The sequence below is a fragment of the Pseudomonas sp. ASL7 genome, assembly GCF_056680375.1.
On sequence record NZ_CM155279.1, the window covers coordinates 1,817,184 to 1,842,233 of the forward strand.

23 protein-coding genes are annotated in these 25,050 nt (G+C 59.9%); 18 read left to right on the forward strand and 5 right to left on the reverse strand.

Annotation, left to right across the window (positions count from 1 at the left end; all coding sequences use genetic code 11):
• The first annotated feature begins 61 nt into the window (after positions 1 to 61).
• Genes arnB through AC1MDT_RS08350 form a run of 9 tightly spaced genes read left to right on the forward strand, consistent with a single transcriptional unit; the run spans position 62 to position 10,463 of the window.
• Positions 62 to 1,210: a UDP-4-amino-4-deoxy-L-arabinose aminotransferase gene (arnB, locus tag AC1MDT_RS08310; RefSeq protein WP_480421562.1), complete on the forward strand. Its 1,149-nt coding sequence runs from the start codon at positions 62 to 64 to the stop codon at positions 1,208 to 1,210.
• Positions 1,207 to 2,226, forward strand: coding sequence for an undecaprenyl-phosphate 4-deoxy-4-formamido-L-arabinose transferase (gene arnC / locus AC1MDT_RS08315; RefSeq protein WP_480421563.1), 1,020 nt, complete (start codon positions 1,207 to 1,209; stop codon positions 2,224 to 2,226). The genes arnB and arnC overlap by 4 nt, the downstream gene beginning before the upstream one ends.
• Positions 2,223 to 4,214, forward strand: coding sequence for a bifunctional UDP-4-amino-4-deoxy-L-arabinose formyltransferase/UDP-glucuronic acid oxidase ArnA (gene arnA / locus AC1MDT_RS08320; protein ID WP_480421564.1), 1,992 nt, complete (start codon positions 2,223 to 2,225; stop codon positions 4,212 to 4,214). The genes arnC and arnA overlap by 4 nt, the downstream gene beginning before the upstream one ends.
• Positions 4,214 to 5,098 (forward strand): 4-deoxy-4-formamido-L-arabinose-phosphoundecaprenol deformylase, encoded by an 885-nt coding sequence (arnD, locus tag AC1MDT_RS08325; protein ID WP_480421565.1) that lies wholly within the window; start codon positions 4,214 to 4,216, stop codon positions 5,096 to 5,098. Before arnA ends, arnD begins: the two co-directional genes overlap by 1 nt.
• The gene (arnT, locus tag AC1MDT_RS08330; protein ID WP_480421566.1) at positions 5,095 to 6,744 is read left to right on the forward strand and encodes a lipid IV(A) 4-amino-4-deoxy-L-arabinosyltransferase; all 1,650 of its coding nucleotides are present in this window, start codon (positions 5,095 to 5,097) and stop codon (positions 6,742 to 6,744) included. The genes arnD and arnT overlap by 4 nt, the downstream gene beginning before the upstream one ends.
• A complete protein-coding gene (gene arnE, locus AC1MDT_RS08335; RefSeq protein ID WP_480421567.1) occupies positions 6,741 to 7,085 on the forward strand; it encodes a 4-amino-4-deoxy-L-arabinose-phosphoundecaprenol flippase subunit ArnE in 345 nt (114 codons plus the stop codon). The genes arnT and arnE overlap by 4 nt, the downstream gene beginning before the upstream one ends.
• Positions 7,082 to 7,483 carry a 4-amino-4-deoxy-L-arabinose-phosphoundecaprenol flippase subunit ArnF gene (gene arnF / locus AC1MDT_RS08340; RefSeq protein ID WP_480421568.1) on the forward strand — a complete coding sequence of 134 codons (402 nt, stop codon included), beginning with the start codon at positions 7,082 to 7,084 and terminating at the stop codon, positions 7,481 to 7,483. Before arnE ends, arnF begins: the two co-directional genes overlap by 4 nt.
• A complete protein-coding gene (locus AC1MDT_RS08345; protein ID WP_480421569.1) occupies positions 7,480 to 8,865 on the forward strand; it encodes a UDP-glucose dehydrogenase family protein in 1,386 nt (461 codons plus the stop codon). The genes arnF and AC1MDT_RS08345 overlap by 4 nt, the downstream gene beginning before the upstream one ends.
• Positions 8,865 to 10,463 (forward strand): ArnT family glycosyltransferase, encoded by a 1,599-nt coding sequence (locus tag AC1MDT_RS08350; RefSeq protein ID WP_480421570.1) that lies wholly within the window; start codon positions 8,865 to 8,867, stop codon positions 10,461 to 10,463. The genes AC1MDT_RS08345 and AC1MDT_RS08350 overlap by 1 nt, the downstream gene beginning before the upstream one ends.
• A 103-nt stretch (positions 10,464 to 10,566) precedes the next feature.
• Here the strand turns inward: AC1MDT_RS08350 and AC1MDT_RS08355 are convergent, their stop codons facing one another.
• Positions 10,567 to 11,532: a LysR family transcriptional regulator gene (locus AC1MDT_RS08355; RefSeq protein WP_480421571.1), complete on the reverse strand. Its 966-nt coding sequence runs from the start codon at positions 11,530 to 11,532 to the stop codon at positions 10,567 to 10,569.
• A 296-nt stretch (positions 11,533 to 11,828) separates the two neighbouring features.
• On the opposite strand from AC1MDT_RS08355, the gene argH reads away from it, so the two are divergent.
• The 9 genes from argH (at position 11,829) to AC1MDT_RS08400 (ending at position 21,377) form a co-directional block, all read left to right on the forward strand.
• The gene (gene argH, locus AC1MDT_RS08360) at positions 11,829 to 13,256 is read left to right on the forward strand and encodes an argininosuccinate lyase (RefSeq protein ID WP_480421572.1); all 1,428 of its coding nucleotides are present in this window, start codon (positions 11,829 to 11,831) and stop codon (positions 13,254 to 13,256) included.
• A gap of 130 nt (positions 13,257 to 13,386) precedes the next feature.
• Positions 13,387 to 14,265 (forward strand): amino acid ABC transporter permease, encoded by an 879-nt coding sequence (locus tag AC1MDT_RS08365; protein WP_414908196.1) that lies wholly within the window; start codon positions 13,387 to 13,389, stop codon positions 14,263 to 14,265.
• A gap of 10 nt (positions 14,266 to 14,275) precedes the next feature.
• Positions 14,276 to 15,040, forward strand: coding sequence for an amino acid ABC transporter ATP-binding protein (locus AC1MDT_RS08370; RefSeq protein ID WP_480421573.1), 765 nt, complete (start codon positions 14,276 to 14,278; stop codon positions 15,038 to 15,040).
• A gap of 39 nt (positions 15,041 to 15,079) precedes the next feature.
• Positions 15,080 to 15,904: an ABC transporter substrate-binding protein gene (locus tag AC1MDT_RS08375; RefSeq protein ID WP_480421574.1), complete on the forward strand. Its 825-nt coding sequence runs from the start codon at positions 15,080 to 15,082 to the stop codon at positions 15,902 to 15,904.
• Positions 15,905 to 16,106: 202 nt separating this feature from the next.
• Complete coding sequence (locus tag AC1MDT_RS08380; protein WP_480421575.1) at positions 16,107 to 16,955, forward strand: polysaccharide deacetylase family protein; 849 nt, start codon at positions 16,107 to 16,109, stop codon at positions 16,953 to 16,955.
• Positions 16,948 to 17,835 (forward strand): polysaccharide deacetylase family protein, encoded by an 888-nt coding sequence (locus tag AC1MDT_RS08385; RefSeq protein ID WP_480421576.1) that lies wholly within the window; start codon positions 16,948 to 16,950, stop codon positions 17,833 to 17,835. The genes AC1MDT_RS08380 and AC1MDT_RS08385 overlap by 8 nt, the downstream gene beginning before the upstream one ends.
• A complete protein-coding gene (locus tag AC1MDT_RS08390; protein ID WP_480421577.1) occupies positions 17,832 to 19,181 on the forward strand; it encodes an MmgE/PrpD family protein in 1,350 nt (449 codons plus the stop codon). The genes AC1MDT_RS08385 and AC1MDT_RS08390 overlap by 4 nt, the downstream gene beginning before the upstream one ends.
• A 150-nt stretch (positions 19,182 to 19,331) precedes the next feature.
• The gene (locus tag AC1MDT_RS08395) at positions 19,332 to 20,510 is read left to right on the forward strand and encodes an MFS transporter (protein ID WP_480421578.1); all 1,179 of its coding nucleotides are present in this window, start codon (positions 19,332 to 19,334) and stop codon (positions 20,508 to 20,510) included.
• Between the two features lie 159 nt (positions 20,511 to 20,669).
• Positions 20,670 to 21,377, forward strand: coding sequence for an HPP family protein (locus AC1MDT_RS08400; RefSeq protein WP_480421579.1), 708 nt, complete (start codon positions 20,670 to 20,672; stop codon positions 21,375 to 21,377).
• A gap of 162 nt (positions 21,378 to 21,539) precedes the next feature.
• Here the strand turns inward: AC1MDT_RS08400 and astA are convergent, their stop codons facing one another.
• The 4 genes from astA to AC1MDT_RS08420 all read right to left on the reverse strand — a co-directional run bounded on the left by astA (position 21,540) and on the right by AC1MDT_RS08420 (position 25,039).
• A complete protein-coding gene (gene astA / locus AC1MDT_RS08405) occupies positions 21,540 to 22,574 on the reverse strand; it encodes an arginine N-succinyltransferase (RefSeq protein WP_480421580.1) in 1,035 nt (344 codons plus the stop codon).
• Positions 22,571 to 23,509: a citrulline utilization hydrolase CtlX gene (ctlX, locus tag AC1MDT_RS08410; protein ID WP_480421581.1), complete on the reverse strand. Its 939-nt coding sequence runs from the start codon at positions 23,507 to 23,509 to the stop codon at positions 22,571 to 22,573. The genes astA and ctlX overlap by 4 nt, the downstream gene beginning before the upstream one ends.
• A 276-nt stretch (positions 23,510 to 23,785) precedes the next feature.
• The gene (locus tag AC1MDT_RS08415) at positions 23,786 to 24,265 is read right to left on the reverse strand and encodes an Lrp/AsnC family transcriptional regulator (RefSeq protein ID WP_414908186.1); all 480 of its coding nucleotides are present in this window, start codon (positions 24,263 to 24,265) and stop codon (positions 23,786 to 23,788) included.
• A gap of 12 nt (positions 24,266 to 24,277) precedes the next feature.
• Positions 24,278 to 25,039 carry an ABC transporter ATP-binding protein gene (locus AC1MDT_RS08420; protein WP_480421582.1) on the reverse strand — a complete coding sequence of 254 codons (762 nt, stop codon included), beginning with the start codon at positions 25,037 to 25,039 and terminating at the stop codon, positions 24,278 to 24,280.
• Between the last annotated feature and the right edge of the window lie 11 nt (positions 25,040 to 25,050).

Here is a 25,050-nt window from a genome sequence, read left to right on the forward strand (position 1 = left end):
CCTTATACTGGATCCACATTTGTAGCCTCCAAGGCTATCCAATTTACGCCCCGAGGTGCCCATGAGTCAGGCGTTTCTCCCGTTCTCCAGACCCAGTATCGGCGATGAAGAAATAGCCGCCGTCGAGCAAGTATTGCGCTCCGGCTGGATCACAACCGGGCCAAAAAGCCAGGAACTGGAAGAACGATTCGCCAACTACGTTGGGTGCAAGCATGCCGTTGCACTTTCCTCGGCTACCGGTGGCATGCATATCACGCTGCTGGCAATGGGCATCGGTCCCGGCGACGAAGTGATCACACCGTCCCAGACCTGGGTCTCCACGGCCAACATGATCAGTCTTCTGGGCGCGACGCCAGTGTTTGTCGACGTCGACCGCCACACCCTGATGAGCGACCTTTCAAGCATCGAGGCCGCCATCACGCCTCGCACCCGGGCGATCATTCCCGTGCATTACGCCGGCGCGGCGTTCGATCTCGACCCGCTCTATGCGCTGGCCGACAAACACGGCATCCCTGTCATCGAAGATGCCGCCCACGCGGCGGGCACGTACTACAAAGGGCGCCACGTCGGCGCCAAGGGCACGGCGATCTTCTCGTTCCATGCGATCAAGAACATGACCTGCGCCGAAGGTGCAATGTTCGTCAGCGACGATGAAGCGCTGGCCAATCGTGTGCGCATGCTCAAGTTTCATGGCCTCGGTGTCGACGCCTACGACCGCCTGACCCACGGGCGCAAGCCTCAGGCACAGGTTATGGAGCCCGGATTCAAATACAACCTGGCGGACATCAATGCCGCCATTGCCCTGGTGCAGTTGCAGCGTCTGGACGAGATCAACGCCAAGCGCACGGAACTGGCCCAGGCCTACTTGCAGCGGCTCGAAGGCCTGCCCGTGCAACCGCTGGCCGTGCCTGCCTACCCGCAGCAGCACGCCTGGCACCTGTTCATCCTGCGTATCGACGCCGAGCACTGCGGGCTCGACCGCGAAGCGTTCATGAAGGCCTTGCAGGAACAGAACATCGGCACAGGTATTCACTTTATCGCCACACACCTGCACACTTACTACCGCCAGCGTTACCCCGAGATTTACTTGCCAAACACCGAATGGAACTCGGCGCGATTGTGTTCGATCCCGTTGTTCCCCGATATGACCCTCGATGATGTTGATCGTGTCGTCGGCGCCATTAAAAACACACTGGACAAAAACCTGTGAAACCTTATCCCATCCGCTGCGTGTCGATCGTCATCCCGGTCTACAACGAGCAAGATAGCCTGCCGGAGCTGCTACGGCGCACCGAAGCGGCGTGTCAGCAGCTGCAACATGAGTATGAAATCGTGTTGGTGGATGACGGCAGCCGCGACGACTCGGCGCAACTCCTCGAAGACGCCGCCAATCGTGAAGGCAGTTCGGTGGTGGCGGTCATTCTCAATCGCAACTACGGCCAGCACGCCGCAATCATGGCCGGGTTCGAACAGTGCAAGGGTGATGTAGTCATCACCCTCGACGCGGACCTGCAAAACCCTCCCGAAGAGATCCCGCGTCTGGTGGCCCAGGCCGAACTGGGCTATGACGTCGTTGCCACAGTGCGTAACAACCGTCAGGACTCTGCCCTGCGTCGCTGGCCGTCGAAGTTGATCAACCTCGCCGTGCAGCGCTCTACCGGCGTCGCCATGAGCGACTACGGCTGCATGTTGCGCGCCTACCGGCGCACCATCGTCGACGCGATGCTCGCCTGCCGCGAACGCAGCACCTTTATCCCGATCCTGGCCAACAGCTTCGCCCGGCACACCACGGAAATCCTGGTGATGCACGCCGAGCGCGAACACGGCGAATCGAAGTACAGCCCGATGCGCCTGGTCAACCTGATGTTTGACCTGGTGACCTGCATGACCACCACGCCCCTGCGGCTGTTGAGCATCGTCGGCTTCGCCATGGCCGCACTGGGCGTTCTTTTCGCCGTCGCGCTGGTCATGCTGCGCCTGGTCTTCGGCGCCGGTTGGGCAGGTGGCGGTACGTTCGTGTTGTTCGCCGTGCTGTTCGTCTTCACTGGCGGGCAATTCATCGGCATGGGCCTGTTGGGCGAGTACCTGGGTCGCATGTACAGCGACGTCCGCGCCCGCCCCCGGTTCTTTATCGAAAAGGTCTTGCGTAGCCAATCCGCCACGCCTGCACCTGTCGTCCTCGTTGACGGTCTCAATTCCACTTCTTCAGATCAGGTTCTCTCATGAGCGCAAAAGCTGTTGTCTTCGCCTACCACGATATCGGCTGTGCCGGCATCGAAGCCCTGCTCAGCTCCGGCTATGACATCGCGGCCGTGTTTACCCACGCCGATGACCCGAAGGAAAACGCCTTCTATGGCTCCGTTGCGCAATTGTGTGCCCGCAACGGTATCCCGGTGCATGCACCGGAAGATGCCAACCATCCGCTGTGGATCGAGCGCATCAGCAAGCTCAACCCGGATTTCCTGTTCTCGTTCTACTACCGCAACCTGTTGAGTGAACCGCTGCTGGCCACGGCCAGTAAAGGCGCGTTCAACCTGCACGGTTCGTTGCTGCCACGCTACCGTGGCCGCGCACCGGCCAATTGGGTCCTGGTCAAAGGCGAAACCGAAACCGGCGTAACCCTGCACCGCATGGTAAAACGTGCCGACGCTGGCGCAATCATTGCCCAGCAACGGGTGGCGATTGAGCGCAGTGACACGGCACTGACCCTGCACGGCAAATTGCGTTCGGCCGCTTCCGAGCTGCTGCGTGAAACCTTGCCAGCGTTGCTTCAGGGCAAAATCAGCGAAACTGCACAGGACGAATCGAAAGCGACGGTGTTTGGTCGTCGTACGCCTGAAGACGGCAAACTGCTGTGGCAAAAACCGGCCGAAGAACTGTTCAACCTGGTCCGCGCCGTGACCCAGCCATACCCGGGCGCTTTCTGTGCCGTAGGCGAACACAAGCTGATCGTCTGGAGCGCCGAAGTTGTCAAGGGCAATGAAGGCCTGGCACCTGGCCGTGTCATCAGCGTCGACCCACTGCGTATTGCCTGCGGCGAAGACTCCCTGGTGGTCAACGCCGGGCAGCGTAACGAAAACGGCTTGTACCTGAGCGGCCCACAGCTGGCCAATGAGCTGGGTCTGGTGGACGGCTCCGTGTTGCGTGGCGCCGAGTCAGGTCGTGCCCCGCGTCGCACCCGCGTGCTGATCCTGGGTGTCAACGGCTTCATCGGCAATCACTTGTCCGAGCGCCTGCTGCGTGACGACCGCTACGAAGTGTATGGCCTCGACATCGGCTCGGACGCCATCGAACGCCTGCGCAGCCATCCGAACTTCCACTTCGTTGAAGGCGACATCAGCATCCACTCCGAGTGGATCGAATACCACATCAAGAAGTGCGACGTGGTCCTGCCGCTGGTGGCGATTGCCACGCCAATCGAATACACACGCAACCCGTTGCGCGTCTTCGAACTGGACTTCGAAGAGAACCTGAAACTGGTTCGTTACTGCGTCAAATACAACAAGCGCGTGATCTTCCCTTCGACTTCGGAAGTCTATGGCATGTGCCAGGACGGCAACTTCGACGAAGACACCTCCAACCTCATCGTTGGTCCGATCAACAAGCAACGCTGGATCTACTCGGTCTCCAAGCAATTGCTCGATCGTGTGATCTGGGCCTACGGCCAGAAAGGCCTGAACTTCACGCTGTTCCGTCCTTTCAACTGGATGGGTCCACGCCTGGACCGTCTCGACTCGGCGCGTATCGGCAGTTCCCGGGCCATTACCCAGCTGATCCTGAACCTGGTGGAAGGCACGCCGATTCGTTTGTTCGATGGTGGTGAGCAAAAACGCTGCTTCACCGACATTGCCGATGGCGTAGAAGCCCTGGCGCGGATCATCGACAACGACAACGACGTCTGCAATGGTCAAATCATCAACATCGGCAACCCGGACAACGAAGCCAGCATTCGTCAATTGGGCGAAGAGCTGCTGCGCCAGTTCGAAGCTCACCCGTTGCGCAGCAACTTCCCGCCGTTCGCCGGTTTCCGCGACGTGGAAAGCAAGGCGTTCTACGGCACTGGCTATCAGGATGTGTCCCATCGCAAGCCGAGCATCGACAATGCCAAACGTCTGCTGGACTGGGCGCCAACCGTGGAGATGAACGAGACCATTGGCAACACACTGGATTTCTTCCTGCGTGAAGCCATGCTCGAAATCGCGGACAAGCGCTGATGCAGGCAGGCCTTCGGATCGATGTCGATACCTACCGAGGCACCCGTGAGGGGGTGCCTCGGCTGCTGGAAATCCTTGATGAAGCACAGGTCAAAGCGACCTTTTTCTTCAGTGTCGGTCCGGACAACATGGGGCGCCATTTATGGCGCCTCATCCGCCCGCAATTTCTCTGGAAAATGCTCCGTTCCAACGCAGCCGGCCTTTATGGCTGGGACATCTTGCTGGCCGGCACCGCGTGGCCAGGCAAACCGATTGGCCGCGACCTCGGGCACTTGATGCGTCAGGCCCAGGCCGCCGGGCATGAAATCGGTCTGCACGCCTGGGATCACCATGCGTGGCAGGCCAATGCCGGGCGCTGGAGCGATGCACAGCTGGTCGAGCAGATTCGTCAAGGCGTGGACGAGCTGAGTGACATTCTCGGGCAGCACGTCACGTGTTCGGCCTCCGCCGGTTGGCGGGCGGACGAGCGTGTGATCGAAGCCAAGCAAGGTTTCAACTTTCGCTACAACAGCGACTGTCGCGGCCACAGCCTGTTCCAGCCAACCCTGGCCGGTGGAGGCCTGGGTGCACCGCAAATCCCGGTGGACCTGCCGACCTTCGATGAGGTCGTCGGCCCGATGGTGGCGTCCAAGGATTTCAATGCGTACATTCTTGACCGCTTCACCCCTGAACAACTCAACGTTTACACGATTCATGCCGAAGTAGAAGGGATTCTGATGGCCAACGATTTCCGCCAACTGCTGGCCGACGCACGCCAGCGAGGCATCTGTTTTCAACCTTTGGGCGATTTGCTGCCCGAGGCCCCCGGCACTCTGCCGATCGGCAAAGTGGTACGTGGCACGCTCGCAGGCCGCGAAGGCTGGCTGGGAGTCCAGGGCGCATGACCAAGCGCTGGGCGTTGCCGTTATTACTGATTGTTTGCGCGGTGGCCTATTTGCTGCCACTGGGCACCCATGGCTTATGGATTCCCGACGAAACCCGCTACGCCCAGATCAGCCAGGGTATGCTCCTGAGCGGCGACTGGGTGTCGCCGCATTTCATGAGCCTGCGCTACTTTGAAAAGCCGGTGGCCGGTTATTGGATGATCGCCATCGGCCAAGCGGTGTTTGGCGACAACCTGTTTGGCGTGCGCATCGCTTCAGCTGTCAGCACCGGGCTCAGCATGCTGCTGTGTTACCTGATCGCCCGCAAGCTGTGGAACGAGCCGCGCAAAAGCTTCGCCTGCGCGTTGCTGTACATGAGTTTCACGGTGATTGCCGGCCAGGCCGGTTACGCCAACCTCGATCCGCAGTTCACCTTTTGGGTCAATCTGAGCCTTGTCGGTTTGTGGTTTGCACTGGACAGCGTCAACCGTGGCCAGCGCCTGACTGGCTGGGTCGTGACGGGCCTGGCTTGCGGCATGGGGTTCATGACCAAGGGGTTCCTCGCGTGGCTGCTGCCCGTGCTGATCGCCCTGCCCTGGATGATCTGGCAAAAACGCTGGCGTGAACTGTTGATCTACGGTCCGGTGGCGATTGTCGTGGCCGTTGCGGTGAGTCTGCCGTGGGTGTTGACAGTGCACGCTCAAGAGCCCGATTACTGGCGCTTCTTCTTCTGGCACGAACATATTCGACGCTTCGCCGGTGACGACGCGCAGCACGATTCACCGTGGTGGTTTTATTTCCCGTTGCTGGTGGCATTCAGTCTGCCGTGGGCGGGGTTGCTGCCATCGGCGCTCAAACAAGCCTGGGAAACACGACGCCAGGCGAGCATCGGATTCCTGTTGCTGTGGCTATTCATGCCGCTGTTTTTTTTCAGCCTGAGCAACGGAAAACTGCCGACCTATATCATGCCGTGCCTGCTGCCGCTGGCGTTGTTGCTGGGCAATGTACTGGCAGACCGCTTGAAACTCGAGCAAGGCCGGGTGCTGGGCATCAATGGCTTGCTGAATATGGCCCTGGGCCTGATAACCCTGCTGGCACTGGTCTACCTGCAACTGAAAAAGCCGCTGTACAATCATGAGCTGCATCATCTGATGCTGGTGTTCATCGGCCTGACCGGCTGGATCATGGCCAACCTGCTGCAAGCCTTCCGGCCTCTGCAATGTTGGGCAGCGCCGTCAATCGGCAGCCTGCTGTTCATTGGCTTGTTGCCGGCGGGGCTGCCCGAATCGGTGGTCGCCAACAAAATGCCGGATCAATTCATCCTTGAGCATGCGCCGGAACTCGGCCAGGCCGGCGAGTTGCTGAGCAATGACCTGGGCGCAGCTTCGGCGTTGGCCTGGCGCCTGAAACGCCCGGACGTGGCGTTGTACAACACGATTGGCGAACTGAAATATGGCCTTGCCTACCCTGACGGCGCGCAGCAACAGATTGATCTGGATAAGGTTCAAGCGTGGATGCACGAAGCCCGCCGGAAAGGCTCGGTCGGTGTGGTCATGCGCGTCAAGGGTGACGACGAATTGCACGAAGTCGAACTGCTGCCAAAGGATGGCAAACGCTATGAACGAGGCAATATCGTGATCCTGATCTTCCCACAGGAGCCGTCATGAGTCTGCTTCTGTTGTTGGCCGCGTGCCTGCTGACGTGCCTGGGCCAGATCGCCCAGAAGTACGCCGTGGAAAGTTGGCGCGGCCAAACCACAGGCTGGACCGAAAAACTGCGCTCACCGTGGCTCTGGCTGGCGCTCGCCGCCCTGGGGTTGGGGCTGCTGGTCTGGTTGCTGGTGCTACAGCGTCTTGAAGTCGGCGTCGCCTACCCGATGCTGAGCCTGAATTTCGTGCTCATCACCCTGGCCGCCCGATTCGTGTTCCACGAAACCATCGACCGTCGCCACTGGCTGGGTGTGGCACTGGTGATCGGTGGCGTGGTTCTGCTGGGGCAACACACATGAGCCTTCGTCGCGGAATCACCTTCGCGCTGGGCAGCGTGCTGTTGGTCAGCACCGCGCAGTTGGGCATGCGCTGGAGCATGAGTCGCCTGCCCGTCCCGCAACAATTATTGAGCTCCAACATCGATTTGTACGCCGTCGCCGTGGTGCTGGCAGCGATCTTCGCTTATGCCCTGTCGATGCTTTGCTGGCTGGTTGCCCTACGGGATGTGCCGTTGGGCCGGGCTTATTCACTCCTGAGCATCAGCTACGCGCTGGTGTACCTGTTGGCCGCCAGCCTGCCGCTGTTCAACGAAGATTTCACTCTTTCAAAAAGCCTCGGGGTGGCCCTGGTCATACTAGGCGTCATCACCATCAACTCTCGACCTGCTCGCGCGCGCGAACTCAGGAGTACTCCATGAAAATCAGTGTATTTGGTAGCGGTTACGTTGGCTTGGTGCAAGCAGCCGTCCTGGCTGAAGTCGGCCATGATGTCGTTTGCATGGACATCGACGAGAAGAAAGTCGAGCTGCTCCAGCACGGCCACGTGAGCATTTTCGAACCTGGGCTGGCCAGCCTGGTTCGCGAAGGTCTGGAAAGCAAACGGTTGCAGTTCACCTCGGACGAGAAATTTGCCGTGCAGCACGGCCAGGTGCTGTTCATTGCGGTCGGCACACCATCACGGGAAGACGGCTCGGCAGACTTGCGCTACGTGCTGTCCGTGGGAGACGCGGTTGCGCGTCACCGCGAACAACCGGTGATTCTGGTGGAAAAATCCACCGTGCCGGTGGGTACCGGCGATACCTTGCGTGCACATATCGACCAATGCCTGGACAAAGCCGGCCGGTCGCTGCAGTTCGATATCGTGTCCAACCCGGAGTTTTTGAAAGAAGGGTCGGCCGTGAACGATTGCCGGCGTCCCGACCGGATCATCATCGGCTGCGAAAGCGATGCTGTGCGTGATGTGATGCGTGATCTCTATGCACCGTTCAACCGCAACCACGACCGCGTCATGTTCATGGACTTGCGCAGCGCCGAGCTGACCAAGTACGCCGCCAACTGCATGCTGGCGACCAAGATCAGCTTCATCAACCAGATCGCCGAACTGGCCGAACACCTGGGTGCCGACATCGAATCGGTGCGCCTGGGCATCGGTGCCGATTCACGCATCGGCTACCACTTCATCTATCCCGGCTGCGGTTATGGTGGCTCTTGCTTCCCCAAGGACATGCGCGCCCTGATTCACAGCGCTGAAGAAGCCCATTGCTCAAGCGATCTGCTGCAGGCGGTGGAAGCCATCAACGAACGGCAAAAAAACAAACTGTTTGACCGCATCAATGCGTTCTACAAGGGTGAGTTGCAGGGCAAGACCTTCGCCGTGTGGGGCCTGGCGTTCAAACCCAACACCGACGACATGCGCGATGCTCCGAGCCGGGTGCTGCTGGAGTCGCTGTGGGCGGCCGGCGCCAACGTTCGCGCGTTCGACCCGGAAGCCATGCAGGAAACCCAGAAGCTGTATCCAGACGAATCGAAACTGATGCTCATGGGCACGCCGGAATCGGTGTTGATCGATGCCGATGCGCTGATCATCTGCACCGAATGGCAGCAGTTCAAAGCGCCGGACTTCGACCTGATCCAGCAGCGCCTCAATGCACCGGTGATCTTCGACGGACGCAACCTCTACGACGCCGACCGCCTGGCTCGCAACGGGTTCACGTATTTCCCGATGGGACGCGGTGAGTCACGCAAACTGCCGATTCCACATCAACAGTGGCCGGTGACTCCAGCCATCACTGAATTGTGATGTCCATACCGGTTCGCCAGCAGTCGCTCATCCTCGGGCTGCTGGCGCTGGTGCTGTTCAGCGCCGGGGTCTATCAGCAGGCGCCGATCGGCTTCGATTCGCGGTTTGTGCTGTTTGCCCAGGAAATGCTGCGCCATGGCCCGACGGTGTTTCCGACCACCTACGGCCAGCCTTACGCTGATTACTCGGCGGTCTCGACGCTGTTTATCTGGTTGTTGTCCCTGCCATTCGGGCAGGTCAACAGCTTCAGCGCCTGGTTCCCGAGCGCCATCGCCGCGGCGGTGATTGTCACGTTGATGTACCGGTTGTTGGCGCCCTACTCCCAACGATGGGCGCTGCTGAGCATCGCCCTGTTGTTGCTGACCAACTCCTTTGTCACCGAAACCCGTGCCGTGTCTCAGGACCTGATACTCGCGGCAGTGGCGTTTTCGGTGTTCTATGTGGGTTATGCCGCCGATCATTTTGGGTCGCCTCGACGCTGGCTGCTGATCTTTGCCCTGTTGCTCCTGGGTTTCGGGGTGCGTGGGCCGATTGGTTTGGTCGTTCCGACCGGCATGCTGTGCAGTTACTTCTTGCTCAATCGTCAATGGCAGCGGCTGTTCGGTTTCGGCCTGACGGCGGCCGTGCTCCTCGCGGTGTGCGTCGGCGTTCTGTTATGGCTGGCCGAAGTAAGTGGCGGCCCGGTCTTTATGCAGGACGTGGTGCGCATGCAGTTCATGGGACGCATGAACGGCAGTGAGGGCGTCAGTGGTTCGCTGTATTACTTCACCAGTTCGATGGGTAACTATGCGCTGGCGTACCCGTTGGCGCTGTTGGCATTGGCGGCGGTGTTCCTGGTCAAACCGCGTCAGGCCGGACCCGAGCTGCAGCTGTTGCAATACTGCGCAGCTGCCGGACTGATCGTGATGGTCGGGTTGTCGATTCCCCAAGCGAAAAAGGCCCGTTACCTGCTGCCGATGTTGCCCATGGCGGCGATTATTGCGGCGTATCCGTTTGAGGTTGCGAAGGGTCGGGTATTCGGTTGGTTGCGGGGTTTGATGCAAGGGTTGTGGCTGGTGATTCCAGCGCTACTGATCGGCGCGCTGCTCTTCGGCCATCGACGGTTTCCCGAACAGCTGACCATGACCGCGCTCACGCCTGCCCTGATGGTTCTGGGCCTGCTGCAAGTCGTCGCACTGGCAGCGCTTTTCAGGCCCCGCTGGCGGGCGCAAACGCTGGCATTTTGCGCGGCCCTCGGATTGTGGTCGATGTATATCCTGGTGTTCGAACCGGTGGAACGGCAGCTCTATGACTCGCGGACCTTCAGCCTTGACACGCTTGCGCTTGTACAGAAAGAACCCGCGCCACTGGTGTTGCATCGCATGGGCCAGGACGCCAAGGCCATCAAGTTTATGGTCAATACCGAGCAAGACCTGAAACCGGTTTTCACGGAAACGACTCAGGAACTGGAAAGTCTGGCGGGACCTGCCTGGTTGATGATGGATCTGAACGATTACAACGCACTGCAAGGCACTGTTGTGGGTGCGTTACCACCCGTGCTGAGTGGGCGTTTCGATAAGAATGATTTCGTCTTGCTGCATCTCCCAAGCCCCTTGTAGGAGGTAGGAGCGAGCTTGCTCGCGAAGAACTTAAGGACAACGCGTTTATTCTGGAAGAACGCGTTATCGTTAACGACCATCGCGAGCAAGCTCGCTCCTACAGTTAAACCGGCGCTTTCAGATCCACCCCCAACGCTTGGGCAAATGCCTTCACCAGCGGACTGCGCACAGTGTTGTGACGAAGGATCAGATTGAACGGTGTGATGATGCTGATCAGGTCCGGGCGCACCGCCCGGAATTGCCCCTGGGCCACCCACGGCGCGGCGTAATGTTGGGGTAGAAAACCCACGAAACGGCCGGTCTTGATCAGCAAAGCCACGGCTTCCACCTGAGTGGCCGAGGCGGAGAAGCTGTCGTAATGGGCGAAGTTCAGCTTGTCCCGATGAATCGCATAGCGGTGGTTGATGCACGCGTGATCCTTGAGCACCTGACTGTCCATTTCCGCGTCCGGCATCGAGAACAACGGATGTCCGACGGCGCAATAAACCTCCGAGCGTTCTTCATACAGTGCGTAGTAATCAAACTCTTCCCGTTTTTGATAAACCGGAACAATCCCCGCTGTTAGACGCCCCTCCACGACGCCTCTTTCCACTTCATCCAGTTGAGAAGTTTGAAGTTGAAACCTTACTTTCGGCGACGCTTCATTAATTCGTCTAAGCGCCGCAACTAACGGCGAATTAATATCGGTAATCGTATTATCAATAACCCCCACACCCAGGTCGCCGATCAGTTCGTTTTGCGCGGAACTAAGCCTGTCCCTGAAGTTATCGACAGAGGCAAATAAATCGATGGACGCCTGATACACCAGACGGCCCTCTTCGGTTAGATGAAAACCTTCTCGGCCTCGGGTGCACAGGCGCATGCCGATGCGGATTTCCAGGTCGGAGATCTGTTTGCTGATGGCTGCCAGCCCCACATTCAGCTCGTTCTGCGCCGCACTGAAGCCTCCGGCCTCGACCACTGCCTTGAACACCTTGAGCAGTTTGAAGTCCAGACCGCTGAGGGCCAGCGGTGCCCGATACGCCGTTTTCGGCGGCGGGTTTCCGGAATTGGAAAGTGGGGTTTCCATAATGCTTATTTACCTCTGGCGCGCTATTCAACAACCTGTGTCCAACAACAAAAACATAGCTGGCCAATAATAATGAACACAGAAAACCAAGCTTGGCAACCGCTAATAATTTTCGCACTTCAGTGCCAACCCACTGATTTCGCACCATTAAAAGTTGACACTACGATCAACTCTCGCCACTTCGCAACTGCCCTCATCAAACCTGCTTGAGCCGAACCACGCCCGAATGATTTCCGGCGGATGTTCCGGGCTTGGCACACCGATTTCAGTTCGCTTTACCGACGAGGAAAACAACAATGTCTCAAACCACCGACCGTCTCTGGGGTGCTCGCTTCAAAAGCGGCCCATCCGAAGCCCTGGCGGCCCTGTCCCGTTGCCCTGAGCGCTACTTTCGCCTCACGCCGTATGACCTCGCCGGCTCCAAGGCCCATGCCCGTGAACTGCAACGCGCCGGGCTGCTCAGCGAGCAAGAAACCCTGAGCATGCTCGACGCCTTGGAGCGCATTGGTGATGACTTCCGCGCCGGCAGTATCGCGCCGACCCTCGACGACGAAGACGTCCACACCTTCATCGAACGCCTGTTGACCGAGCGCCTTGGCGCACTCGGCGGCAAACTGCGTGCCGGTCGTTCACGCAACGACCAGACGGCCAACGACCTGCGCCTGTTTCTGCGCGATCACGTCCGCACCCTGGCCGTCGAGGTGCTGGCCCTGCAACACGCACTGGTCGATCAGGCCGAGCAGCACATCGAAAGCATCTGCCCTGGGTTCACTCACCTGCAGCAAGCCCAACCCATCGTCTTCGCGCACCACTTGCTGGCTCACGCCCAATCGATGCTGCGTGACGTGCAACGCTTGGTGGACTGGGACGTGCGCACTTCGCTGTCGCCACTCGGTGCGGCGGCCATGGCCGGCTCCGCCATCGCTCGCCTGCCTCAGCAGTCGGCCAAGGAAATGGGCTACAGCGGGGTCTGTGAAAACTCCATCGATGCCGTGGCCAGCCGCGACCACGTCGCCGAATTCCTGTTTATCGCCAGCATGTTGGGGATCAACATTTCCCGCCTCGCCGAAGAATTCTGCCTGTGGTCGTCGCGGCAATTTCGCTGGGTCGCACTGGACGATGCCTACGCCACCGGTAGCTCGATCATGCCGCAGAAGAAGAACCCGGACATCGCTGAGCTGGCCCGGGGCAAGGCTGGTCGCTTGATCGGTAACCTGACCGGTCTGCTCTCCACCCTCAAATCCCTGCCGCTGTCCTACAACCGCGACTTGAGCGAAGACAAGAACGGCGTGCTCGACAGCGTCGACACCCTGCTGTTGGTGCTGCCGGCCATGGCCGGAATGGTGGCCACCATGAAGGTCAACGTCGAGGAGCTGCGGCGCCAGGCACCGCTTGGCTTCACCCTCGCCACCGAAGTCGCCGACTGGCTGGCCGTGCGCGGCGTACCGTTCAAGGAAGCCCACGAAATCACCGGTGCGCTGGTACAAGCCTGCGAGAAACGCGACATCGAACTGTGGGAAGCGTCGCCGGCGCTGCTGGCCGAGATCGACCCGCGCCTGACACCCGAAGTGCGTGACAGCCTGACCCTTGAAGCCGCCATCGCTGCTCGCAGCGGTTGGGGTGGCACCGCGCCGCAACAGGTGCGTGAACAAATCGGCCGCTTGAAAACCGCCCTCGCCGCCCAGCAAGCGTGGACCGAGAACTATCAGGGCTTCCGCCTTTGATTCACGGCGAAAAACCTGTAGGAGCGAGCTTGCTCGCGATGGCGGCGAGTCAGTCAACATGGATGTTGAATGTGCCGCTTTCGCGAGCAAGCTCGCTCCTACAGGGATTACCAGTGTACGGAGAAGCAACATGAGCCAGACCCAGGCAGAACGACTCCAGTCGGAGCGAAAACTGGCGGAAAACCAGTTCGACATTACCCAGTACCACCACGTGCCTCGGCGCTATTACGGGCGGATTTTCTTTGCCACCGTCATCGTCATCGCCCTTCTCGGGCTGGTGCGCGCCTTTGCCGAAGGCAAGATCGAATGGTCGTACATCGGCCAGTTCGTCACCTCGCAAGCGATCATATGGGGGTTGTTCAACACCATCGTCATGGCGGTGCTGGCGATGGCACTGGGCATCGTGTTCGGGGTCATCACGGCGATCATGCGCATGTCGGCCAACCCGATCCTGCGCTACGTGGCGGTGACCTACACCTGGCTGTTTCGCGGCACGCCACTGATCCTGCAACTGCTGTTGTGGTTCAACCTGGCGCTGATTTTCCCCACCATCGGCATCCCCGGCCTGTTCGAAATGGACACCGTGAGCCTGATGACCCCGTTCGTGGCCGCCCTCCTCGGTTTGAGTATCAACCAGGGCGCCTACACCGCCGAAGTGGTACGCGCCGGCCTGCTGTCGGTGGACACGGGGCAGTACGAAGCGGCCAAGTCGATCGGCATGCCGCGCTTGCAAGCACTGCGCCGAATCATCCTGCCCCAGGCCATGCGGATCATCATTCCGCCTGTCGGTAACGAATTCATCGGCATGGTGAAAATGACCTCGCTGGCGAGCGTTATCCAGTATTCGGAACTGCTCTACAACGCCCAGAACATCTACTACGCCAACGCCCGCGTGATGGAGCTGCTGATCGTCGCCGGTATCTGGTACCTGGTCGCCGTCACCGTCCTGTCCTTTGGTCAAAGCCGTCTGGAGCGTCGTTTCGCTCGCGGCGCCGGCAAGCGTTCTTGAGGAGTTCACCATGAGAAGCATCGTCAAGGCCGTGAGCCTGAACAAATATTACGACCAGTACCACGCGCTCAAGGACATCAATATCGAAGTCGAACAAGGTGAAGTGCTGTGCATCATCGGCCCGTCCGGCTCGGGTAAAAGCACGTTGCTGCGTTGCATCAACCAGTTGGAGAAGATCGACAAGGGCGGCCTCTGGGTCGACGGCGAGCTGGTGGGTTACCGCGTGGTCGGCAACAAACTGCACGAGCTCAACGAGTCGCAGATCGCCCGCCAGCGCCTGTCCACTGGCATGGTGTTCCAGCGTTTCAACCTGTTCCCGCACATGACTGTGCTGCAAAACATCATCGAAGGGCCGTGCCAGGTGCTCAAGCGTTCGCCCAAAGAAGCGCACGACGAAGCGGTGGAATTGCTCGCCCGCGTCGGCCTGGCCGACAAGCGCAACAGCTACCCGATCGAACTTTCGGGGGGGCAGCAACAACGCGTTGCCATCGCCCGTGCGTTGGCCATGCGCCCCAAGCTGATGCTGTTTGATGAACCCACTTCGGCACTCGACCCGGAATTGGTCGGTGAGGTGCTGTCGGTGATGCGCGATCTGGCGCAAACCGGCATGACCATGATCGTCGTCACCCATGAACTGGGCTTCGCTCGCGAGGTTTCCAACCGCATGGTGTTCATGGACGGCGGCCAGATCGTGGAGGCAGGAAGCCCCGAAGAAATTCTAATAAGTCCGCAAAACCCGCGCACCCAAAGCTTCATTTCTGCCGTTCGAACCTAAGTGCCCTTTGGCGCTCACAACATTCATAAGAGAACGACCATGAAGAACTTCGTTATTCCAGCAGTACTCGCAAGCTTGATGGCGTCCAGCGTCAGCTTCGCCGCCGAATTACCGGCCAGCATCAAGAGCAAGGGCGAGATCGTCGTCGCGATCATGCCGAACTACCCGCCGATGGACTTCAAAGACCCGGCCACCAACACCCTCACCGGCCTTGACTATGACCTGGGCAACGCCCTGGCCGAACGTCTGGGCGTGAAAATCAAATGGCAGGAAACCGGTTTCGAGCAAATGATCAACGCCTTGACCACCGACCGCGTGGACATGGTGCTGTCGGGCATGACCGATACCGTCGAGCGCCAGGCCAGTGTCACCTTCGTCGACTATTTCACCAGCGGCCCGCAGTTCTATACCTTGCAGAAGAACAAGGATTTCAACGAAATCACTGATCTGTGCGGCAAGAAAGTCGGCACCAGCCGACGGACCACCTTCCCGGCGGAAATCGCTGAATACAGCAAGGCCCACTGCGAAGCCGCCGGCAAACCGGCCATCGTGGTGATCGGCACCGAAGGTTCGGCGGATGCGCGTGCGCAACTGCGTCAGAGCCGTATCGATGCGGCGATGCAAGGCAGCGAGACGTTGTCCTACCTGAAGACTCAGGAAAAGGACATGTACAAGACGGTCGGCATGCCGATTTCCGTGCAGTTCACCGGGCTGGGTGTGAGCAAGAAGAAGCCTGAGTTGAGCGACGCGGTGAAGGTGGCGTTGCAGAGCATGGTGGATGACGGCAGCTATCAGGCGATCCTGAAGAAATGGGACTTGGAGCTGGGTGCGATCAAGACCGTGAGCATCAACGCCGGGAAATAACCTCAGTAACCGACGCAATCTCGGTCGGTGTAGCAGCTGGCGAAGCCTGCGTTCGACTGCGAAGCAGTCGTGAAATCAGACAACGCGGTGTGACCGAAAAACCTTTCGTGTAGGGTTTACGACGGCTTCGCCACCGAACGCAGCCTCGCAGGCTCGGCAGCTGCTACAGGTGTTTCAACCATAAATTCCGGAGCGCCACACGATGTCCTCCTCAACCCGACCCGCCTGGCCCGACCAGCACAACGCCTGTCTCGCCCTGGCCTTCGACCTCGACGGCCCCACCGGCGATGCCATGCTTAATGGCTCGATCTGGCACAAGCCCGAGTACTTCGGCTTCGGCGGTTACGGCCCCTACCGAGCGTTGCCACGCCTGCTCGATGTACTCGATGAGTACCGAATCCCGACGACGTTTTTTATCCCGGCCTGGGTCGTGGAAAACTGGCCGAAACAGTGCCAGGCCATTGTCGAGCGTGGGCATGAAGTGGCCTACCACGGCTACAAACACGAATCTTTTTACGCCCTGACGCTGGAACAGCAAAAGGACGTGATGAATAAATCCCGCGAGGTGTTCTGGACACACCTGAACATCCGCGCCGAAGGTTTCCGCACGCCGTCAGGTGACTGGCGCGCCGAAACCCCGGCCATGTTGGTGGAAGCCGGCGTCACCTATTCCAGCAGCATGCGCGGCGATGACCGGCCCTACCTGGTGAAAGTGCCCGGCTTTGATACACCACTGGTGGAAATTCCCGGCCGCTGGGAAATGGACGACTACGCCTCCCTCGCCTACACCCGCGCGCCGGATTTCCCTTCCGGACTGGATCGCACCGCCAGCTACGAATTGACGCTGGACAACTGGTGCCGCGAATACGACGGTGCGATGAATGAAGGCTTGTGCCTGACCACCCTGTTCCACCCCAAGATCACCGGCAAGCCGGGGCGCATCCTGCTGCTGGAAAAACTCTTCGAACACATGCGCCAGCGCGACGACGTCTGGTTCGCCACCTGCCGCGATGTCGCGCAGTGGTGGCTGAAGGAGCATCACCATGGCTGATTCCCCTCTCTGGCCCAAAGGCTACCGATGCGCCGTGGTACTGACCGTCGATTACAACGACATCCACGGCATTTTGACCCAGGCCCCGGAAGTCGCGGGGCGCGACAAGACCCTGTCGGTCTGGCGCTATGGCACTCGGCGCGGTGTCGACCGTTTGCTGGCATTGTTCGCCGAACTGGGGGTTACCAGCAGCTGGTTTGTGCCAGGCATCGTCGCCGAGGAAAACCCGGAACACCTCCGCGCGATCCAGGCCGCAGGGCATGAGATTGCTTGCGCAGGCTATCGCCATCAGCACTACGACGCACTGGACCTGGCCGCGCAACGTGCGGAAATCGCCAAGGGCTGCGAAGCCTTGAAAGCGCTGACCGGCCAGCGCCCGACAGGTTTCCGCATTCCGGCGGGCAATGGCGCTCCGGGTTTTAGCCAAGCACTCAGGGACCAAGGCATTCGCTGGTCATCGTCATGGCGCGGTGATGATTTGCCGTTCGCGCACCCGACGGCACCCGAAGTGATCGAGCTGCCCCTGCATTACGAACTGGAGGATGAGCCCTACTTTGCCTTCAACCTGAGCCCGGCGGTGCCACCAGCGCAATCGCGGATCGCCTCCTACAGCCACACCTTGGGCAACCTGCAAATGGACTTCGCCGGGTTTCACCGGTTTGGGCTGTGTTACGTGCTGCGGCTGCACCCGGAGATTATTGCCACCCCCGGGAGAATTGGCGTGTTGCGCGAGTTGCTCCAGGGCATTCAGCAGCACGATGACGTGTGGATTGCCACGGGCGCTGAAGTGGCCCGGTGGTGGGCGCAATCGGCCACAGCGTTGACCGAGGATCACCCGGCTGCGGTCTATGAACGGCACTATCGGGAGTACATCGCATGACGGAGCGCATGCAGCGACTGGCGCAGTTCTGCGTTGACAGCCGATTTGAAGACTTGCCTGCGGCGCTGGTGGCACAAGCCACGCGGCACATTCTCGATACCTTTGGCGTGACGCTCGCCGGGGCCAATAGCGATGTCGCCAGACAGGCGCGGCAGGTTTTCGATGGTGAAACCGGCCAAACGTCAGTCTGGGGCACCGAGCTAAAGGTCGGTGCCGCTCAGGCGGCGATGCTCAACGGTGTCGCCGCTCATGCACTGGAGCTGGATGACACCGGCGGTTGCGATCATTCCGGCGCAGTGGTGCTGCCGGCCGTAATGGCCGCCGTGTCGATGCTTACAAAGCCGGTCAGCGGTCGCGAGCTGATTGCAGCGGTGGTCATCGGCTACGAAGTCGGCCGTCGGGTGCTCGAAGCCTGCGGCGGTTACTCCGCGCATAACGGCGCGGGTTGGCACTCCACCGCGACCTGCGGCGTGTTCGGTGCGGCCGCTGCCAGTGCACGAATTTTGCGGCTGGATATTGGCCAAACACAGTCGGCGCTGGGCATTGCCGGCAGCTTCAGTGCAGGGCTATGGGCCTTTATTCATGACGGTTCGCAAAGCAAAAAACTTCACACTGGGCGCGCGGCTGAAGGCGGGTTGCTGGCGGCCCGGTTTGCCCAACGGGGCATCACCGGGCCGAGCCGATTGTTCGATGATGTCTGGGGCGGTTTTTTGAAAACGTTGGCTGGGGTGAGTTCACAGCCTGAAGCGCTGGATGCCGACCTGGGCGTGGTGTGGAAGCTCGCCCGCTGCTCGATCAAGCCCTACGCCGCGTGTCGGGGGACTCATTCGGCGATCGACGCGTTGGGTCTGTTACTCGAGCAACTGCAGGTGGGGGCTGATCAGGTCGAGGATGTTCACGTTTCGTTGTGCAGCTTTCTTCTGGGTATGTGTGGCGGGCGTGACGTCAGCACCTTGGCAGCGGCGCAGATGAGTCTGCCGTATGCCTTGGCCGCGCGGCTGGTCCATGGTCATTGCCAGCTGGAGGCTTATGACGATGAACAACGTGGCGATCCGCGTATCGCGCACTGGGTGTCGCGCATTCACCTTGAAGTGGATTCGCAACTGTCAGAGGATGGCGAGCCCGTCGTCAGCGTAGGGACCGTGGACGGTCGACGGGCGAGCCTGTGTGTCGATCCGCCACTGGGGGCGCCGGCGAATCCGCTGAGTGATGCAGCGCTGGAACAGAAGTTTTTTAGTTTGGCGACGCGGGTAATGCCTCAGGCGCAAGCCGGGGAATTGCTTGAGCAGTTGTGGCGGCTGGAAACGCTTGAGTCAGTTCGTTCGCTGGATCGGTGGCTGGGTTGAGACTTGCGTTGCCTGATCGGGCCTCTTCGCGAGCAGGCTCGCTCCCACAGGGGAACGCATTTCAAATGTGGGAGCGAGCTTGCTCGCGATGGCAGCGACACGGTTTCGCGTCGAACACTACAACACCTGAATAAGGACATTTGCCCCACTGTGGCCACTTACTCGCTCGTTATCCGCCGACTGATGATCGTCTCCCTGACAATCGTCGTCAGCCGCGCCATCACCAGCCCGTTGCTCACGTTGTTCCTGAGCAACAAGCTCGGCCTCAACCAGCAGGACGTTGGTTTGCTGCTGGGGATCGCGGTGTTCATCGCCACCCTGCTCGCTCTCTACGGTGGCTACATCATCGACCGCCTGGAAAAGCGCCGATTGCTGATCCTGGCGATGCTCTCCAGCGCCATCGGTTTCGTGCTGCTGACCTTTGCGCAAAACCTCTACCTGACCACCGTCACCCTGGTGATCACCGAAACCGCCTCGGCGTTGTTCCTCATCGGTTCGAAAGCGATTCTCAGCGAAAACCTGCCCATGGGGCAGCGCGCCAAGGCCTTTTCCCTGCGCTACACACTGACCAACATCGGTTATGCCACCGGCCCGATGCTCGGCGTAGTGATCGCTGGCGTGTATCCGATTGCTCCGTTCCTGATCGCTGGGGGCATCGCGTTTTTCAGCATTTTCCTGATGATCGGCATCCCCAGGGACTCGGCCCAGACACCCGCCATCGGCCAGCCGCAAAGCTTTCTCAAGACGCTGATCACCCTGAAAAACGATCGCACCCTGATCATGTTCACCGGCGGCTGCCTGCTCAGCACGGTGGTTCATGGCCGCTTCACGTTGTACCTGTCGCAATACCTGCTGGTGACCCACGATTCCAAGCGCGCCCTGGAAACCATGGCCGCCCTGCTCGCCTGCAATGCCATCAGCGTAATCCTGCTGCAATACCAGATCGGCCGCTTTCTCATTCGTGAACAGCTGCGCTACTGGATCGCCGGCGGCACGAGTCTGTTCATCGTCGGGTTAATCGGTTTCAGTCTGGCCGACAGCCTGCTGAGCTGGTGCGTGGCGATGTTCATCTTCACCCTGGGCGAAATGATCATTTACCCCGCCGAATTTCTCTTCGTTGACACCCTGGCCCCGGAAGAACTGCGCGGCAGCTACTACGGTGCACAAAACCTCGCAGCCCTCGGCGGCGCCTTGAGCCCGGTGATTTGCGGCTACCTGTTGATGCACACGCCCGCGCCCACCATGTTTTATGCACTGAGTGCGCTGACCGCCATGGGCGGCTCCCTGTGTTTCCTCAGTGGCCGACGGGTGGCGATACTGCAAAAATAGTGCATTGAAACTGCATTAATATGAATTTGTCAGCATCGGTAATGAACGGCACACTGTCGCCGTTCCTCCCCCAATAGTTGGAACACCTTCAAGGGCTTTCTGGGTATTCCAGCTAAGCCCTTTTTTTTCCTCGGTTTTGTTAACGGATCGGTTTTCATCATGCTTGCTCGCTGGTTACCCGCCGCCATCAACACCCGCCCCACCGAATGGAGCCGCGCCGCCATCGGCATGGCCCTTGGAACGATGCTCAGTGTCTGGGTCTGCGGGCAGGTGTTCGGAATCGACGTGGCGCAACACTTGATCGGCCCGTTGGGGGCGTCGGCGGTGCTGCTGTTCGCCGTATCCTCCGGTGCGCTCGCCCAACCGTGGTCGATTGTCGGCGGGTATTTGAGCGCCGCAGTGGTGTCGCTGCTCGTGGCCCACGTGCTGGGCCGGACGCTAGGTAGCGCCGGCCTGGCGGCCGGCATGGCCTTGTTGCTGATGTGCTGGCTGCGTTGCCTGCATCCACCGGCCGGCGCGTTGGCCCTGACGCTGGTATTGGCAGACCCGGCTACCATTGCCATGGACTGGAACGCCCTCGGCCCGGTGATGGTGGGCGCATCGACCCTGCTGCTCAGCGCCCTGGCGTACAACAACCTGACGGGCATTCGTTACCCTAAACGCGCCAGCGAGCCGGCGGCCGTGGTGCCGGCCGATCATCCCCCCATCGACAGCCACGCCATTACCGCTCAAGACCTGAAGCTGGCATTGGCCGACATGGAGGCCTTCTTTGACGTCACGCCCGAAGACCTTGAACAGTTGATCCATGCGAGTGAATTGCACGCCAAGCGTCGTAGCATTGGTGAGGTGCTGAGCCCCAGACTCTGATCGCAACCATCGCAACTATCGCAACCTGTAGCAGCTGGCGAAGCCTGCGTTCGGCTGCGCAGCAGTCGTAAAATCAGAGGACGGGATACTTCAGGAAGACCGTGCACTCTGGTTTCACGACTGCTGCGCAGCCGAACGCAGGCTTCGCCAGCTGCTACAGACTTAGGCCGCTGATTGCTGCTGGACAGGCACCGCCAGACTCACCGCGCGCACCGATGCGCCGACATTCAGGCCCAGGGTTTTCGCGGTGTCTGCATCGACGATCAACGTACCGGCAGCCACCCGCGCCGTTGCCGTGGTAATCCGGCATTCGGCGAACTGGCGGTTATGAATCAGGTAATTCTCCGCCTGGTCACCCGGCGTGCCGATGCTCAGTTGCAGTACCTGGCTGTCGCGCACCGCACGAATATCGCCGGTGGCGCATTCAATCAGCGGGCCGCCGTCGAAGATGTCGATGTAATCCCGGTGTTCGAATCCTTCAGCCTTGAGCATGCCCAGCGCCGGCTCGGTGTTGGGGTGGACGCGGCCAATGGCCGTTCGCGCCGCTTCCGGCAACAGGCAGGTCGGCAGCGGAAACTTGGGCATCAATTCCGCGATAAAGGTCTTGTTGCCCAGGCCCGTGAGGTAATCGGCATCGGCAAAATCCATCTTGAAGAAGTGCCGCCCCAACCCTTCCCAGAACGGTGAAACCCCCTCTTCATCTGAGTAGCCGCGCATCTCCGCGATCACCTTGTCCCCGAAGAGCTGACGAAATTCCGCCAGGAACAGGAATCGCGCCTTGGACAGCAAACGACCGTTCAGACCGCTGCGGTGATCGGCGTGCAGAAACAGCGAGCACAGTTCCGAATGGCCGGTCATGTCGTTGCCGAGGAACAACGTTGGCAGGTGCTGGTTGATTCCGAGGTTTTTCGACGCGGCGACAAACAAACCCAATCGATAGTTGTACCAGGGCTCGCGCAGACCGACAGCGCCGGCCAATGCACAGATACCTATCGCTTCATGCTGCTCGTTTTCCAGCACAAACAGGTAATCGGCATCGGCGCGTTCGGCTTCGCCGGCAAAGGTTTTCGCTGCCCATTCCAGACGATGACGCAAGCGCGACGCGTCGGCCGGCAAGGTGGTCAATCCAGTGCCGGCGCTATGGGCCAAGGCTAACAATGCCGGCAGGTCGGCCGGTGTGGCTGGACGGACGATCATCGTGTTTGCTCCTGGGTAGCCTGTTGTTTGGGTAGAAAAACCTCGGCCAACATGCAGCGTGCGCTGCCTCCACCGATGCGCTCGATGGTGTCGATGTTCACCGGCAGCGGCGTCGTGTGGGCTTCGATCAAGCGGCGCTGCCCGGCATCCAGCGATTGCCACGCCGTGCGCGACATCACCAATACCGGGTCCCCTGCCGAGTTGTGGACTTCCAACATATTGCCGGCGAAGGACTCCAGTTGTGCCCAGTTCAGCGCGATCACCTGCTTGCCGCTGCTTTCCAACCGTGAGTGCAAGGCCTGGCGCTCGTCGGTTTGCGCGACCGACGCCAGACAGACCACGGCCAGCCGCGTGCCGACGCTCATCATCACGTTGGTGTGGTAAATCGCGACGCCCTGGCGGTCCACGGCGTTGAATGCACACAGCTCGTACCCAAAATGTTCGACCACCTGATCCAAGGCGCGGGCGTGGGTGCGGGTGGAATAGCCGGCGTAGCAAATCCGCTGCTGACGATCCAGCACCATGCTGCCAGTGCCTTCGAGAAACACTTCCTGCTGTTCAAGGCTGGACAGGTCCAGCAACTGTTCGACTCGAAATTCGTTGCGCAGCCAGTCGAGTGCGCCTTTGTCCCGCTCCAGGCGCCGGTTATGGCCTTGCATCGGGTACAGCACCAACGTGCCGTCCGGATGGCTGCTCCACCAGTTGTTGGGGAAAATCGAGTCCGGGGTATGCGGTGCTTCGAGGTCGTTATGCACCAACACTTCGACACCCTGGCTGCGCAGCGCAGCGACGTAGCCATCGAACTCTTGCAAAGCCTTGAGCTGCACGTCTTCGGACGCGGCCGCCGGGCGCTGGAAACGGTTGTTCGCCGCCGTGTCCTGATTGAAGGAGAAACGTGTCGGGCGAATCATCAAAACAGTATTGGTGGTTTGCATGGGCACAGATTCAATGAGGGTTGAGAAGTGCTCATTGTCTGTTTCGGGGCGGGGAAAAGCCGGTTGATGAGGGCACTGGCGGTGATGGAAACGGCTGAAGATTCTGGTTGCCTCAGCCGATTCGGCGCGGGTCGGGAACCCTGAATTGCAGTACCTGAATACCACAATCCTTGTGGGAGCGAGCCTGCTCGCGAAGACGGCCTGTCAGGCGACATCCTCGTTGGCTGACCCACCGCTTTCGCGAGCAGGCTCGCTCCCACATACAGCGTTCGATGCCTATTCCATCGTGGTCTTGACTGTCGCCAGTTCAGGATGGCTCACCAACTTGTCGATATGCAATTCCGGGTCGTCAAACCACACTTCGGTCAGCACCCGATAATGCTCCATGTCCCGGCACCGCATGCGCAGGCTGTAGTCGAACGCACCGCTGATCAAGCGGCATTCCAGCACTTGTGGGCAGGCGCGGACCTTGGCCTCGAAAGCCTTTTGCGCCGCCCGCCCACTCTGATTCGACAGCGCTACCAACACCAGCAAAGACAAGCCCGGCGTCAGTTTCTTCTCATCGAGAATCGCGCCGTAACCACGGATAACCCCGAGCTGTTCGAGCTTGCGCACCCGTTCCAGGCAGGGCCTTGGGGTCAAGTGCACGCGCTCGGAGAGCTTTTGATAAGTGATGCGCCCATCGTGGCGCAGCACTTCGATGATTGCCTGATCGATACGATCAAGCACGATCGACAGATCGCGGATTTCCGCCATGTACGTCTTGCCTCACTTCAAACGACCCGATAGGAATTGCTGTAAACGTTCACTGTTTGGCTGGTCGAGGATCGTCGCGTCACCCTGCTCCTCGACCCGCCCCTGATGCAAGAACAACACTTGGCTGGAGACCTGCCGGGCAAAGCCCATTTCGTGGGTCACCATCAACATGGTCCGGCCTTCTTCAGCCAGCGCCTGAATGACCTTCAGCACTTCGCCCACCAGTTCCGGATCGAGTGCCGAGGTCGGCTCGTCGAACAACAGAATCTGCGGTTCCACCGCCAGCGCCCGGGCAATGGCCACTCGTTGTTGCTGACCGCCGGACAAAAACGCCGGGTATTGATCGGCGACTCTCAGCGGCAATCCGACTTTGTCCAGGTAAGCCCGCGCGCTATCTTCGGCGGCCTTGCGGCTCATCCCCAACACCCGACACGGCGCCAGCACGATGTTCTCCAATACCGTCAAGTGACTCCACAAATTGAAATGCTGGAACACCATCGCCAGCCGAGTACGCAAACGCTGCAATTGCGCCGGATGGGCGACGCGCATGCCGCCCGCCCCCGGGCGCGTGAGGATCCGCTCGCCATCGAGTGCGATGGCGCCTTCGTCCGCGCGTTCCAGGAAATTGATGCAACGCAGCATAGTGCTTTTACCTGATCCGCTGGCGCCGATCATGCTAACCACATCGCCGGCCTTGGCATTCAACGAGACGCCCTTGAGCACTTCGTTGTCACCAAAACGTTTATACAGATTTTCAACCGTGAGTTTGTACATGCAAGCACTCC

What these genes read in the sequence shown, in the direction of transcription:
- arnT (WP_480421566.1), top strand. Translation starts at nt 5,095, where the DNA reads ATGACCAAGCGCTGGGCGTTGCCGTTATTACTGATTGTTTGCGCGGTG.
- AC1MDT_RS08365 (WP_414908196.1), top strand. Translation starts at nt 13,387, where the DNA reads ATGAGCCAGACCCAGGCAGAACGACTCCAGTCGGAGCGAAAACTGGCG.
- arnE (WP_480421567.1), top strand. Translation starts at nt 6,741, where the DNA reads ATGAGTCTGCTTCTGTTGTTGGCCGCGTGCCTGCTGACGTGCCTGGGC.
- arnB (WP_480421562.1), top strand. Translation starts at nt 62, where the DNA reads ATGAGTCAGGCGTTTCTCCCGTTCTCCAGACCCAGTATCGGCGATGAA.
- AC1MDT_RS08375 (WP_480421574.1), top strand. Translation starts at nt 15,080, where the DNA reads ATGAAGAACTTCGTTATTCCAGCAGTACTCGCAAGCTTGATGGCGTCC.
- AC1MDT_RS08345 (WP_480421569.1), top strand. Translation starts at nt 7,480, where the DNA reads ATGAAAATCAGTGTATTTGGTAGCGGTTACGTTGGCTTGGTGCAAGCA.
- arnA (WP_480421564.1), top strand. Translation starts at nt 2,223, where the DNA reads ATGAGCGCAAAAGCTGTTGTCTTCGCCTACCACGATATCGGCTGTGCC.
- AC1MDT_RS08380 (WP_480421575.1), top strand. Translation starts at nt 16,107, where the DNA reads ATGTCCTCCTCAACCCGACCCGCCTGGCCCGACCAGCACAACGCCTGT.
- AC1MDT_RS08420 (WP_480421582.1), bottom strand. Translation starts at nt 25,039, where the DNA reads ATGTACAAACTCACGGTTGAAAATCTGTATAAACGTTTTGGTGACAAC.
- AC1MDT_RS08370 (WP_480421573.1), top strand. Translation starts at nt 14,276, where the DNA reads ATGAGAAGCATCGTCAAGGCCGTGAGCCTGAACAAATATTACGACCAG.
- AC1MDT_RS08415 (WP_414908186.1), bottom strand. Translation starts at nt 24,265, where the DNA reads ATGGCGGAAATCCGCGATCTGTCGATCGTGCTTGATCGTATCGATCAG.
- AC1MDT_RS08350 (WP_480421570.1), top strand. Translation starts at nt 8,865, where the DNA reads ATGTCCATACCGGTTCGCCAGCAGTCGCTCATCCTCGGGCTGCTGGCG.
- argH (WP_480421572.1), top strand. Translation starts at nt 11,829, where the DNA reads ATGTCTCAAACCACCGACCGTCTCTGGGGTGCTCGCTTCAAAAGCGGC.
- AC1MDT_RS08385 (WP_480421576.1), top strand. Translation starts at nt 16,948, where the DNA reads ATGGCTGATTCCCCTCTCTGGCCCAAAGGCTACCGATGCGCCGTGGTA.
- astA (WP_480421580.1), bottom strand. Translation starts at nt 22,574, where the DNA reads ATGATCGTCCGTCCAGCCACACCGGCCGACCTGCCGGCATTGTTAGCC.
- AC1MDT_RS08390 (WP_480421577.1), top strand. Translation starts at nt 17,832, where the DNA reads ATGACGGAGCGCATGCAGCGACTGGCGCAGTTCTGCGTTGACAGCCGA.
- arnF (WP_480421568.1), top strand. Translation starts at nt 7,082, where the DNA reads ATGAGCCTTCGTCGCGGAATCACCTTCGCGCTGGGCAGCGTGCTGTTG.
- arnD (WP_480421565.1), top strand. Translation starts at nt 4,214, where the DNA reads ATGCAGGCAGGCCTTCGGATCGATGTCGATACCTACCGAGGCACCCGT.
- AC1MDT_RS08355 (WP_480421571.1), bottom strand. Translation starts at nt 11,532, where the DNA reads ATGGAAACCCCACTTTCCAATTCCGGAAACCCGCCGCCGAAAACGGCG.
- AC1MDT_RS08400 (WP_480421579.1), top strand. Translation starts at nt 20,670, where the DNA reads ATGCTTGCTCGCTGGTTACCCGCCGCCATCAACACCCGCCCCACCGAA.
- ctlX (WP_480421581.1), bottom strand. Translation starts at nt 23,509, where the DNA reads ATGCAAACCACCAATACTGTTTTGATGATTCGCCCGACACGTTTCTCC.